Consider the following 12,528-nt stretch of genomic DNA (forward strand, 5'->3'; position numbering starts at 1 on the left):
CTCATGAACCAGGTCATCGGCGTCAAGAGCAGCCTGCCCGCAGCTCCTACTTGAACCATTGGTGGTCCTCACCAGACCGCTGGCTGACCTATTCGTCGAGAACAGCCGCTGTGGCGGCCGAAAGAGAGCGAACCATGAAGTCCGTACAGATCATCCCCGGCTTGGCGGTGGACGAGGAGATGTTCAACGCCGCCGTCACAGGTCTGGCCGCCCATCTTCCGGACGAGCACCTGACCTGGGACAGGTTTACGTCCGAAAGCAACTGGACGCTGATCCCTGACCTGGACGGGGTCGGATACAAGGCCGAGCTTCTTCTGCGGCGTGAGGCAGAATGCACCGCCAAGATCAATCTTTGGCTCGGTCCGGACCTTCGCGACGGTGCGGCGCCGAAGCCGCACAACCATCCGTGGGAGTTCACCGCGTTCATCCTGCTCGGCGGATATACAGAGCAGCGGTATGAAGTGGTGGACGGCAAGGTCACCAGCACGACCCAGGTTCACCAAGCAGGCGGGCAGAACCACTTGCCGCTCACGACCTTCCATGAGGTCACCGCGATCGCTGAGCCGGGGCGGACGTTGACCCTGATGGTCTGCGGTGCTGGCCGGAAGGGCGAATGGGGCTATATCGACCTGGAGAGCGGCGAGTTCGAGGCCAATCAGCCTGATCCAGGGTTTCGAGCTCGTCTCGTGGCGATCAACCCTCGCCTTCGGTGAGCTAGCCCGAGTGCGGCGGGATAGGCCAGTCGGCCACGGCGGGAACGAGATTCGGCTCGTCCCACGGCCAGGCGCATACGTCGATCACTCGACAGATGAATGATGGCCTCAGATCCCAGGTCAAGGCGCGCTGCCGACTGGGCATGCGCTCTGACCGACGAGTTCGGGGCTGAGCTGCGCGGTGGCACCCAGTGCGTTTCGGCCAAGATTCGTGCGTTGGTCGCACTGGTGGCAGGAATGTTGAGGGCCGTGGTGGCCGCCGCGTCTACTATCACCCGGAAGGAGCTGGGTGAGTCTGCTCTGGCAGGGGGCGCGCGTGGATGTTGTCGAGACGGCTGGTGCCACGTTGGTGGCGTTGATGGCCACGGATGCTTGGCAGCAGGCGCGTGAGGGTGTCGTGATGCTGTGGCGCCGCTTCCGGCCTGTCCAAGCCGAGGAGATCACCCTGGCTCTGGACGAGACCCGCGAAGAGGTTCTTGCGGCCCGCCAGGACCAGGATGAGCAGGGCGAGGCGGATCTGGTACGTGACTGGGACCGTCGGCTGCGCCGGATCCTGGAGCAGGATCCGGCGGTGGCCCAGCATCTGCAGCAGCTGCTCGACGAAGTACGCGGCTCGTTGCCCCGCGATCAGCAACCCACCGTGCCGGCTCCCGTCTTCCACACGCACGTGTCCGGCAACGGGCGCGTTTACAACGCGGGCCGCGACCAGCACATCCACGAGCGATGAGCCACCCTGGGCGCGGCGACGCGGGGGCTGTGGCACCTCGCGTGTCGGTTGCCGATCATGGTCGGCTGTTCAACGCCGATCGTGATCAGGTCAACATCGAGATCGGAAGCTACACCGCCCATTACTCGCCGGGCGGAGCGGCGGCTCGGCGAGAGCATGTGGGCCCGGACTCGGTGCGGGTACCGCTGGCTGCGGCATCCCTGACACCGATCCATGACCGGCACGATCTGCGTCGCCTTTTGCTGCGCGCCGCGTGTCACCCTGACGCCTCGGACAGTCCCATCGTGGTGCACGGCATGGGGGGCTGTGGGAAGACGGCCATCGCACGGGTGGTCTTCGACGAGGCGGTGGGTCAGCAGGGAGTCATCGGGTTGTGGGTGAACGCGTCGACTGCCCCGGCCTTCCGGGAGGGCATGCTCGCCGTTGCCCAGGATCGGGGTGCCTCGCAGGATGAGGTCGATGCTGCGCGTGACCGTCGCCGGGCCGCGGCCGATCTGGCTTGGTACCGGTTGGAACACTCGGCCCAGCCTTGGCTGCTCGTACTCGACAACGCGGATGATCCCTCGGTGCTGGGCGACGAGGTGTGGTTGCGCCCGACACGCCGTGGCACCATCCTCGTCACCACCCGCTTCGGCATGGCGGCAGCATGGCGGCGCGCGGAACGCCATCATCTGGACGTTCTCGGCCTGGACGACGCCGTGGATGTTCTGATGGATTTCGAAGTCCCCTCCGACACGGCCGAGCTGGAGGAGCTGGCCCGCGCCTTGGGGTGTCATCCTCTGGCGTTGGTCCTCGCCGGTTCCTACCTGGGCCGCCGATTCCTGGATCCGGTGACTGTGGACGAATTCCTCGAGCGTCTCCGCAATGATCCGAACGCCACGCTGGACGAGGCCGCCGATCCTGATGAGCGTGATCTTCGCCGGCTGATCAGCAGTACGTGGCAGATCTCCCTCGACGCCCTCGCCGATCGTGGTCTTCCCGAGGCGATCACCCTGATCAGGCTGTTGTCCTGCTTCGCGTCCGATCCACTGCCGACCGGTGTACTCCACCCCGATAGGCTGCGGCACACCGGCCTCGACCTGGCCGAACCACGGCTACCCGGCCAACGCGCAGAGGCCGCCCTGCGGGGCCTGATGTCGCAGTCGATGGTGTCCGTCGACAACGTGCCCGGAGACATAGGCCGCCCGGGCGTGCCCTGCGTGCAGACCCATGCCCTGCTGCTGGACACCGTCGCCGCCCGCATCCCCCTGGACCAGCGCGAGATCATTCTTGCCGCGGCAGCCACGCTGTTGGAGGGCCTGCTCACCAGGGAAGCCGGCGAAGGGCTGCTGATCGATGCCCAGAGCCTGCGATTGTTCACCCCCCATGTGGTGGCCCTTCTGGAACGTGTTGTCCGAGCCCGCTCGGCCAGCGCCCACCGTGCGCTGGCCCTTGCACGCTACCTGCGTGCCCAGAGTTACGACCGCGGTGACTTCGCTACCGCTCATGCCGTGGCGAAGTCCGTCGTGGACGCCGACGGCGCCCTCGACGCTCCGGACAAGGTAGAAAGCCTGGCAGATCGCTACGAACTCGGTCGCATACTAAGCGCCTTGGGCCGCTATGAGCAGGCCAAGGACCTTCTTGAGGAGGTCTTGGCCGCCCACGAGGCGGAGATGGGCCCGGACCACTTGGCCACGCTTGCTTGTGCCCACGAACTCGCCCTTGTCTTCTACGGGCTGGGCGCCTGGAGCCAGGACGAGCGCCACATGCGGCGAGCCGTCGACGGCCGCAGCAGTGCCCTTGGCCTCGAAGCTCCGGACACCATTGTCAGCACGGCCTGCCTCGCTGAGGCCGTCGGAGAGCAGCAACGCTGGCAAGAGGCGGTGGGCATCGCCCGGCCCAACGCCGAACGTGCCGGGCGAGCTCTGGGTGACGAGGACCCCATCACCTTGACCGCCTGCCACACCCTGGCTTGGGTGCTGTTCAAGAGCGGCCAGATAGACGAAGCCCGGGCGTTGGTCGAACGCATCCTTGCCGTGCGGGGTCGCCTCTTGGGTGCGGAGCATCCGCGGACCCTCACGACCAGGGCACTGCTTGCCAACATCCTGCGCTCTCAACAGCAATGGGAACTCGCAGCGCAGGAAGCTCTCTTGGTCCTGGAGGTACGTGAACGCATCCTCGGCGCCGAGCACCCGCACACTCTGGGCCTGCGGAACGTCCTGATCCGCATCCGCCTCGGCGCCGGCGACCTCGACGCCGCCGTGGCCCTGGCCGCGTCGAACCTGGAAGCTTGCCACCGCGTGCTCGGCGATGAGCACCCCGACACCGCCTCCTGCCGACAGGCGCTCCAAGAGGCCTACACCGCGAAGGAATCTCAGCGTTGACCGACCTCGTGATACGGACGTGGTGCAAGAGCAGCTACAGCGGCCAGGAGAACACCTGCCTCGAATTGCTCACCCCCCCCCGCCAGGACAGGCCCCCGTTCGTGACTCGAAGCGCCCTGGCAGCACGGTGATCACATTCCGTGCCAGTGCCTGGACGTCGTTCGTACGTGCCATAGCGGAGGACGATGTTCCGTCCCCATCGTGCTGATGCACGAACGCGGGGCGGTTACGCCGTTGTGCGATTTCCAAGCAGCCACAGTTGCATTCCGTCGAGCAGTCCCGGTTCGGGCGGCCAGGGTGCCTCCGGCTTCCGGCCGACCAGGACGCCTGCCTCCGCCACGGGTGCTTCTGGGGCACAGACTGCTGTCAAGGGACGGATGAAGCGGGACAGCAGGTCCGCGTGCTCGGCGTAGAGGGTCTCGTCATTCGGGGCCGGGTCCTCGCCGATGGCGATGGCCGCCTGGTCGTAGTACTGCTACGTGGCTCGGACCGCGTCGGTCAGGGTCTCTCTCTCCTGAGTAGCAGCGTGAGCTTGGTGAGCTCGCGGACGGAGCGGCTGGGTACGCACTCGTCGGAGACGAGCACCAGCTCTGGGCACCTTTCCTTGTTCTCGTGGTGGTCCACGAAAGCGAGTATGAGCCGGGTGCTGTCGGGTTCTTGGATGATCAGCCCCATGCCCGATGTTGGCATGCGCTCGGGTAGATCCCTCGGCACCGGGCTCTGGGCTCCCGAGGTGGTCTGGTTGTCGGCGGGAAGAAGAGCATGCCGGATCGCGCTCGTCCGCTGGCCGGAGAGCTCGCCTCGTAGCGGGCGCCATCACTCACCCGTGGTTGTCTAGGGTGGCCGCCATCAGTAGCGATGGAGCGCCTGCGCACCGCGTTCATCCTGACGACCCGCGGGCGATACCGCCGTCCTGGCGGCTGACCATGGATCATGCCCGGATCTTCTACCAGTGGCACCAGGACTGGCGCCTTGGCCGGCACACACTCTCGCTGGAAGAGCAGTGTCGCATTGAGGAAGCAGAGGGCTACCGGCCCGATTACGAGGTAACCATCTTGGGTGTCGCCTTGTGGAGCGCGGCCCGGGACGGTGCGTGCCCTCTCGGCGACGTCACATTGCGCGAGGCAGCCGACGTCTGTCGCCGAATTGCAAAGGCAGGCCGACTGCCCGCGAGCCTGCCGGATATTCGCCCTGGGCACGGCCTGCTACCGCCGCCTAACGAACTCCCCTCCGTGGCACGGGCGGTTGAGGCTACGCTCACGACACACGCAGAGACACCCACACTGGCTGGTGGGCCGGTTGCCCCCGATCGCCTCAGGTACCGGATACTCGAACTCCGCGCATTCCCGGAGCATTTCGGGGTTGGGCACGGGGGATGGGTGAGCAACGGCCAATGGGCCGAGGAGCAGCGATCAAGGAAACAACACGAATTGCAGACGGGCGTATGGACGGTCAGTGAGGCAGACCGAGTAGCTGCTCGCGCCACCGGGCTATGCAACTCCCCCACCGCTGCCTCCGACTACCCAGCCTCACCCAAGCCGGCGGAGTCGGGACCATCCTGGCTCCAGCGTGCCCGCCGACTCATCCATCTCGGGACTGCCCTCGGAACGGCTGCCGATTACGCGCCTCGCCGACCGGACGGGATGCACGGCAACATGCACGCGCTGGCGATTACCCACGGGGGTCTGTGTGCGGACCTCGAACCCGCAGTGACCGACCTTGAGCCGCTGTGGGCGGAGGAAAACGCATTGGACGTGGCTCAGTGGGAGCAGCGGCACGTTCCCCCGCTCCTCGCACAGCAGACCGCAGCTGCCGAACACGCCGTTGAGGAACTTGCCAAGCTCCTCGACCAGGTGGTGCACGACACCCGAGAATGAGACGGCTCAATGGCGCACTTCGTGCGACCGGTGATGGACGGCCAGGGTCCTGGCGGGCTGCCTCGCCACCACGGCCGGTGACAGACTGCCCACGGTGACTCGTTCGAAGGGGGCTCGACATGACGGATGCGACTGCGGCTGATGCGGTTGTGGCAGTAAGTTGCGTGGAGACCGAGGTAGAGAAGGTAGAGGGAGACTCCGAAGGCAGCGTTCGAGTCCACGTGACCTGCCACGATCGGTGGCAAGAAGAAGATGATGGACGGGCACTGCATCTAGTGGCGCCGACGAGCATGCACCCCGCAAGGGAGAACGCCTCCGTCGTTGTCACCGATGCCCGGTCAGCCCCGATCCCCCACGTGGTTCTCGAAAGGGCGGTGCACGCGTATCCCGGGGCAACAGTCGTGGGCGCAGTCACGAGCGATCGTGAAGCACTGGTCTGGGTCTGCGTCCAGCCGCCGGCAGTCTTGGGGCGGGTCGGCTACACGGTCCGGGTTCGCAGCGAGGAGCCGGGGCAGCCCGAACTGTATCCATCTGCGGTTTATGGGTGGGCCCGCTGGTGGTGCGAACAGCACACCGACATTCCATGCGGCTATCCCCGCCGTGCTCTGCTCCCCCTTCCGCCCGAGCGGATCGACGCCACGACGTCCACGGGCACGTACCGTCTCCGCACCACCCGAGCCGACCACTGGACCACTCAGAACTGAGAGGATCTGGCTGAGGCGGCTGACGCGTGCCCTGAAACGGCACGCCTTGTGTCTTCCTTCCAGGGAGGAACGTGCACCGTTAGGTGCTCGGGCGTACAAGCTCCGCGGGGATCAAGACCGACTGGTGCTCATACGAGACCTTGTAGGAAGCAGGCGTGGTCACGGCGCGGGCGTCATCGTCGCGGCCCCAGACAGGCCCGTGCACCCGGCCGCAGGCCCCGTCGTATGCCCCGCCTGTGATCGCCACGGTGGACATCGGAGCGATTCCTCCGCACTCTGCGAGGAGAGGCTCGTCGACGGTGCTGCTCAGGACGTCGACGGACCGGTGGTAGAAGCTCTCCACGTGTGCGTCGGCGTACTCGATGGGTCGGTGGCTCTCAGGAATCCAGCGGGGGTAAGTCTCCGGTCCTTGCGCATTGGCCATCGCCCAGGCTCTCCGCTGCTGCACCGGTACTGACGCTGTGTGATCCTGGGGCCACTTCGGCGCGGTGAAGTACCAGTCCGTATCCGATGGATCGGGCTGCGGCGGGCAGTGATCGTTGAGAATCTCGTGCAGGACAGCGGGATCGTCGAGTTCGTATCGGATCGTCGCCAGTGAAACCTCACTGACCGCGACGCTGTCCCGCTCGGCGATCACCGTCAGGATGAGAGCGAGCAATCCGCCAGGCGGCGTATACGCGGGGAAGTACTCCTCTGCTCGGGAGATCGCCGCCGGCCAAGTCTCCGTCGTCTTTGTCATGTCGGCCACGCTTCTACGGTAGAGGTCGGACTGTGGCCACGGAAGCCGATCATCAACAGTCCGCTCAGGGGGCCTGGCGGCCCCGTCCGTGTGAGGGGCTTGTTCCTGACCGGCGCGTGCAGTGAGGTGGAGGTACCCGGCGGCACATCCTGTCTAGGCTGGCGCTTATGACGAAGGCCACCGACGAGCAGCAAGTCGACAAGATCGCGCGATCGCTCAACCGCTACGAATGGGACCCCACGCAGGAGGAGATCAGCGTCGGAGACGCCTTCCTCAGGGAGTTGCAGAAAGACGACGAGGCAAGCCGGCCGTTCCCCCGTGGACCACAGGAGTGGGACAGGCTGCGTACAGAGGGGATGGTGGGTCTCGTCGCGAAGGTCGCCAGGATCGACAAGATACTGCTGCCGCTGTGGCGTGAGCGACTGCCCAGCGATTCGCCCATGATCGCTCTTCTTGAGATCTACGTCCGCGGTGCGCAGCCCATCCTGCATCATGCGGAGGACGTTCTCGCGGCCTGGCGAGGAGCCGTATGGCGGGGGCCCACCCAGGAGGAGATCGCGTACGAGGCGCGTCGACTGCAGGCGTCGCCCGAGGAGGCAAGGACCATCTGGCGCTTCGAGGAGGCCCGCGACTGGGAGTCTCAACCGTCGCGGAGTGCCCTGTGGGAGGAACTGCTGCCGAAGTGGTCGTACCTGACGTCAGTGGCCTCGGTCGTGGCAGCCGCAGTAACCGGAGACGTCGAGTATTGATGCGCCCGCTGTAGCTATCCGAGCTGAGACGGACGTGTCCGCCGCCCACACGCGGGAATGCCCGTCACCAGTGTTCGTGCTCTGCCAGCGCCGTGCAGAGCAACCAGTGTCGGTTAGGGCTCGAAGTAGGGCATGTCGCCGAAGTACAGGTCGCCGCGGTCTCTTTGAGGCGCGTCCGGCCATGAGGTGAGTTCGAAGTCTTCCAAACGCACGATGAAGCGTCGGCCGTCTTCGACCAGGTCCAGCCGCTCCGGCGGCAACGGCACGTTCCAGTTCGGGGCCGGCTGGCGTTGCTTCATTTCCTTGGCCCGTTCCAACCACTGGGCGAGTTGGACGGCAAAATCGTCCGCGTTGGCTGTGCGCTCGGGCGGCGAAGGCATCTCCGGGCGATCACTGAGAGCCTCGACTTGTTTGCGCCACCACCACATCCAGCAGTGAAGGAGGGCCGGAAACAGCTCGACTGGGGCGGCCGTCTCGCTTCTCATGGTGAGCAGCACGCCGTGCTCGTTGTCCAATCGCTCGAACGTCGATCGGAGCCCTACGCGGCAGGTGCGATCGTCAATAAGAGCTCCTGCCGCATCCACCACAACAAGTTGCGACATGAGCCTATCCACGACCAGTTCTGGGACCTCATCCCTCCGCACCCAAGCGGCAACGGCCGGGGACGTCTTCGAAGCACGGCTGAACGCCGCTACGCTGGCGACGTCTCCGTGCGGCCCTGCGTCAACTGCGGTGAGGAACGAACTCAGCAGTTGAGCATCGGGATTGGCGCCTGCCGCAGGATCGTGCCGGCTCAGGTGGATGGTCAGCACAGAGCCTGGTGTGGTGCCGCCGACAGCACGAGCGTCGATGCGGGCAACGCCCGCCCATGGTCGGTCACTTTGACGCGTTGGCTGCATCCGGCGCCCTCCTCTGTCCTCCTGGTAGCTCACCACCGTACGCGTACCCGTCGGGGGTTCTTGCCATGTGCCGGGCTGTGGTTGGTCCTGTTCCGTTCCCTAGCCGTTCTGCTCTCCAGAGGCTTCGGCAGATCAACGGGCAGAGAAGGCAACTCACAACTCAGGGAAGGTGCCGTCCGTATTCCTCGTGCAGGCAGAGTCATGCCGACCCAGCTGGCCAAGGGGTGGGCAGCACGAAGAGCGGTCGCGTCGGTGCTCCGCCCCTCGCAGGTGCGGGGGCGGAGCGATATCGAGCAATGCAGCCAGCTGCTCGGATAGGACTCGCCTCACGGTACGGCAGTGAAGGTCAGCCGTACGCGCGGGAGTGCCCGTGAGCCAGTGGCACAGTGTCCTGGGTGGCTCTGACGTTGTTCAGCGGCTCCAGCATGTTGGCTTCCAGCGGCCCCAGTTGGTGGGTCGCACGGGCGCATTGATGGGTGGTGACGGGGCGAAGTGGCCCCACCTCGGCTCTTGCGGTGAGACGGTTCCTGTGGTTTCCGGCAGGGGCGGTGCTGCGGATGTCTTTGTCCAAGCAAGAGCTGTTCGACCGGATCCGGCGGGACAGCTGGCAGCGGCAGCTGTCGATCCGCGCTCTGTCGAAGAAGTACGGCGTTCACCGCCGCCTCGTACGGGAGGCGCTTTCCTCGCCGGTGCCCACCCCGCGCCGCCGGGCGGTGAGGACGTCACCTCGGATGGAGCCGTACAAGAAGACGGTCGACGCCTGGCTGCGGGCTGATCTGGAGGCTCCGCGCAAGCAGCGGCACACCGTGCGGCGGATCGTGGCACGGATCGAGGAGGAGTTCGGCGAGGCGATCCCGTATCCGACGGTCCGGGACTTCGTCGCGGCCCGGCGCAAGGAGATCGCAGCCCAGGCGGGGGCGCCTGTTGAGGCGTTCGTGACCCGGCACAACGCACTCGGTGCAGACGCCGAGGTGGACTTCGGGGACGTCTATGTGGACGTTGCCGGCCAGCGCACCCGCTGCTATCTGTTCGCCTTCCGGCTGGCCTATTCCGGCAAGGCCGTGCACCGCATCTCACGCTCCTGCGGTCAGCAGGCGTTCTTCGAAGGACACGTCCACGCGCTGACCACGCTGGGCGGAGTGCCGGCCGGTCAGGTCCGCTACGACAACCTCACCCCGGCCGTGAAGAAGGTGATCTTCCGCAGCCGCTCGCGGGAGGAGAACCCGCGCTGGACCAACTTCCACGAGTACTACGGATTCACCCCGTTCTACTGCGAGCCGGGCCTGCGCGGCGCCCACGAGAAGGGCGGCGTCGAAGGCCAGGTCGGCTACTTCCGCCGCAACTACCTCACCCCGGTGCCGCAGGTGGACAGCCTGGACGAACTCAACGCCCGGTTAGCCGAGTTCGAGGCGAAGGAGGACGAGCGGCGGATCGGGGCGAGGATACGGACGATCGCGCAGGACTTCGCCCGCGAGGCAGGCCATCTGCTGCCGCTGCCGGACGATCCGTTCGCCACCGGCATCACGCTCACGCCCCGCGTCGACCGCTACGGCATGATCACCGTGAAGATGTGCCGGTACTCGGTCCCGGTCCGCTTCATTGACCGCAAGGTCACCGTCACGCTCACCTGTGACGAACTGACCGTCTATGACGGCCGACGGGAGATCGCCCGCCACCGGCGGCTGACCGTTCGCGGTGCCGAACACCTCGTGCTGGACCACTACTTGGAAGCCCTGCTGACCAAGCCGGGCGCCCTGGAACGCTCCGAGGCCCTCCACCAGGCCCGCACCGAGGGCACCTTCACGGCCGTCCACGAAGCGTTCTGGGCCGCGGCCAAGAAGGCCCTCGGAGACACCGAGGGAACGAAGGCCCTGGTCAAGGTGCTGTTGTTGCACCGCCACCAGCAGCACGCCGACGTGGTGACCGGACTTCGCGCGGCCCTCGCGGCGGGCACCTTCAACGAGGACGTCATCGCTCTGGAGGCACGCAAGGCGGCCCAGGCGGCCGGGCCGGCGCCGACCGTCACCGCCAGCGACCCGGCCCCGGAGCCGTTGGATCTCGACCCGGGCCAGGTCACGCCCCTGACTTCGCGCCGTCTCGCCCGTGCTTTGCCCGCCGACCAGCGTCCCCTGCCCCGCCTGGAGCAGTGGGACGAGTTGTTGCAGCTTCGCCGGAAGGACTCATCATGACCACCGCCCAGCACGCGCTGACCGCACAGGCATCCGATGCGGCGATCGACACCGCCTGCCGCCTGCTGCGGCTGCCCACCATGCGAGCCCAGGCCGCCGACACGATTGCCCGGGCCGAACGCGAGGGCCTGTCCTATGCCGGGTTCCTCGCCGAGCTGTTGATGGCCGAGTGCGACGACCGGGACCGGCGCCGGGCCGAGCGCCGCATCCGGGCAGCTCGCTTCCCCCGCGAGAAGTCGCTGCGGGAGTTCGACTACAGCATCAATTCCAACGTCGATCCAGCGGTCATCCACAATCTCGCCACCTGCGAATGGATCGCCAAAGGTTACCCACTGTGTCTGATCGGGGACTCGGGCACAGGCAAGTCCCACCTGTTGATCGCGCTGGGCACCGCCGCCGCCATGGCCGGCTACCGCGTTCGCTACACCACCGCCGCCGCCCTCGTGAACGAGCTGGTCGAAGCGGCCGACGACAAGCAGCTGGGCAAGACCATCGCCCGCTACGGACGCGTCGACCTGCTCGAAATCGACGAACTCGGCTACCTTGAACTGGACCGCCGCGGCGCGGAAATGCTCTTCCAGGTTCTCACGGAGCGTGAGGAGAAGAACAGCATCGCGATCGCCTCCAACGAAGCGTTCACCGGCTGGAGCCGGACCTTCACCGACCCGCGGCTCTGCGCGGCGATCGTGGACCGCCTCACCTTCAACGCCACCCTCATCGAGACCGGCACCGAGTCCTACCGCTTGGCCAAGACCAAGGCCCGAGGCCGGGCCGACACATAGGACACCACCGGCCGAGCCCGTGACCCCAGACTCGAAAAGGATCTGCGGCGGACGGATAAAGACGCTGGTCCCGGCCCGTTGTCAGTGGCCGCCCTTACGCTTCCGCGCGATCACTGACGAGCGACGGAGAGGCTGCCGTGACCACCGAGGACAAGACCATGAAGCGCATCGAGGAAGCCATGTTGCTGCAGCACACAGGCGACCTCGACGGTGCTCGGCAACGGTTCACCGAGATCTGGGAGGATATCGCCTCGGACGGCGATCCCTTCCACCGCTGCGTTCTCGCCCACTACATGGCCGATCTCCAGCAGGACCCGCAGGACGAACTGGCCTGGGATCTACGCGCCCTGGACGCCGCAGCGTCGGTGACCGACGACCGGGCCAAGCAGCATGACTCGTCCTTGGCCATCCGCGGGTTCTACCCGTCCCTGCACCTCAACCTCGCAGCGGACTTCCACAAGCTCGGAGACACCACGCAGGCCCGCACGCACCTGGCCCAGGCCCAAGAGCACCTCGACGCGCTCAACGACGACGGCTACGGCCAGGGCATCCGGTCGGCAATACAACGGCTCGCCGGCCAGCTCGCCGAGGAAGATCCCACGACGCTGAAGAGCGCCGACACGAAGTAATTCATCACACCACAGTGCCTCAAGTGGTCCCATCGCAAGCCAATCCCCGGGGCCACTTGAGGACGTCCAGGCGGCCCAGGATCTTCACCAACTGGGGCCGCTGGAAGCCAACATGCTGGAGCCGCTGAACAACGTCAGAGCCAGTCCTGGGTGCGTT

The 12,528-nt window shown here is 66.3% G+C and carries 12 protein-coding genes; 9 read left to right on the forward strand and 3 right to left on the reverse strand.

All coding sequences use genetic code 11. The annotated features are described in order from the left end of the window. Positions 1 to 134 precede the first annotated feature (134 nt). From AVL59_RS32415 to AVL59_RS56185, 4 genes are all read left to right on the forward strand, one after another. A complete protein-coding gene (locus AVL59_RS32415; protein ID WP_067311731.1) occupies positions 135 to 713 on the forward strand; it encodes a hypothetical protein in 579 nt (192 codons plus the stop codon). Between the two features lie 289 nt (positions 714 to 1,002). After that, entirely contained in the window at positions 1,003 to 1,440 is a 438-nt protein-coding gene (locus tag AVL59_RS32420; RefSeq protein ID WP_079147125.1) for a hypothetical protein, read from the forward strand. 41 nt (positions 1,441 to 1,481) lie between these two features. Beyond that, positions 1,482 to 3,803 (forward strand): tetratricopeptide repeat protein, encoded by a 2,322-nt coding sequence (locus AVL59_RS32425; protein ID WP_159400162.1) that lies wholly within the window; start codon positions 1,482 to 1,484, stop codon positions 3,801 to 3,803. Beyond that, positions 3,730 to 4,011 (forward strand): DUF397 domain-containing protein, encoded by a 282-nt coding sequence (locus tag AVL59_RS56185; RefSeq protein WP_079147126.1) that lies wholly within the window; start codon positions 3,730 to 3,732, stop codon positions 4,009 to 4,011. The genes AVL59_RS32425 and AVL59_RS56185 overlap by 74 nt, the downstream gene beginning before the upstream one ends. A gap of 290 nt (positions 4,012 to 4,301) precedes the next feature. Here the strand turns inward: AVL59_RS56185 and AVL59_RS52760 are convergent, their stop codons facing one another. Next, a complete protein-coding gene (locus AVL59_RS52760) occupies positions 4,302 to 4,478 on the reverse strand; it encodes a hypothetical protein (RefSeq protein WP_159400163.1) in 177 nt (58 codons plus the stop codon). 980 nt (positions 4,479 to 5,458) lie between these two features. Here AVL59_RS52760 and AVL59_RS32430 point away from each other — a divergent pair. Next, positions 5,459 to 5,680 (forward strand): hypothetical protein, encoded by a 222-nt coding sequence (locus tag AVL59_RS32430; protein WP_208870478.1) that lies wholly within the window; start codon positions 5,459 to 5,461, stop codon positions 5,678 to 5,680. Between the two features lie 783 nt (positions 5,681 to 6,463). Here AVL59_RS32430 and AVL59_RS32435 read toward each other — a convergent pair. Further along, a complete protein-coding gene (locus AVL59_RS32435; RefSeq protein WP_067311739.1) occupies positions 6,464 to 7,132 on the reverse strand; it encodes a hypothetical protein in 669 nt (222 codons plus the stop codon). Positions 7,133 to 7,290: 158 nt separating this feature from the next. Between AVL59_RS32435 and AVL59_RS32440 the strand changes: the two genes are divergently transcribed. Continuing rightward, positions 7,291 to 7,872: a hypothetical protein gene (locus AVL59_RS32440; RefSeq protein ID WP_067311741.1), complete on the forward strand. Its 582-nt coding sequence runs from the start codon at positions 7,291 to 7,293 to the stop codon at positions 7,870 to 7,872. Positions 7,873 to 7,985: 113 nt separating this feature from the next. On the opposite strand, the gene AVL59_RS32445 is transcribed toward AVL59_RS32440, so the two are convergent. Continuing rightward, positions 7,986 to 8,684: a hypothetical protein gene (locus AVL59_RS32445; protein ID WP_159400164.1), complete on the reverse strand. Its 699-nt coding sequence runs from the start codon at positions 8,682 to 8,684 to the stop codon at positions 7,986 to 7,988. A 644-nt stretch (positions 8,685 to 9,328) separates the two neighbouring features. On the opposite strand from AVL59_RS32445, the gene istA reads away from it, so the two are divergent. The 3 genes from istA (at position 9,329) to AVL59_RS32460 (ending at position 12,371) form a co-directional block, all read left to right on the forward strand. Beyond that, positions 9,329 to 10,960 carry an IS21 family transposase gene (istA, locus tag AVL59_RS32450; protein WP_067318035.1) on the forward strand — a complete coding sequence of 544 codons (1,632 nt, stop codon included), beginning with the start codon at positions 9,329 to 9,331 and terminating at the stop codon, positions 10,958 to 10,960. Next, positions 10,957 to 11,742: an IS21-like element helper ATPase IstB gene (gene istB, locus AVL59_RS32455; RefSeq protein ID WP_067311747.1), complete on the forward strand. Its 786-nt coding sequence runs from the start codon at positions 10,957 to 10,959 to the stop codon at positions 11,740 to 11,742. Before istA ends, istB begins: the two co-directional genes overlap by 4 nt. A 137-nt stretch (positions 11,743 to 11,879) precedes the next feature. Continuing rightward, on the forward strand, positions 11,880 to 12,371 hold the full coding sequence (locus AVL59_RS32460) for a hypothetical protein (protein ID WP_067311749.1): 492 nt from the start codon (positions 11,880 to 11,882) through the stop codon (positions 12,369 to 12,371). The last annotated feature ends 157 nt before the right edge of the window (positions 12,372 to 12,528 follow it).

The sequence above is a fragment of the Streptomyces griseochromogenes genome, assembly GCF_001542625.1.
GTDB lineage: Bacteria > Actinomycetota > Actinomycetes > Streptomycetales > Streptomycetaceae > Streptomyces > Streptomyces griseochromogenes.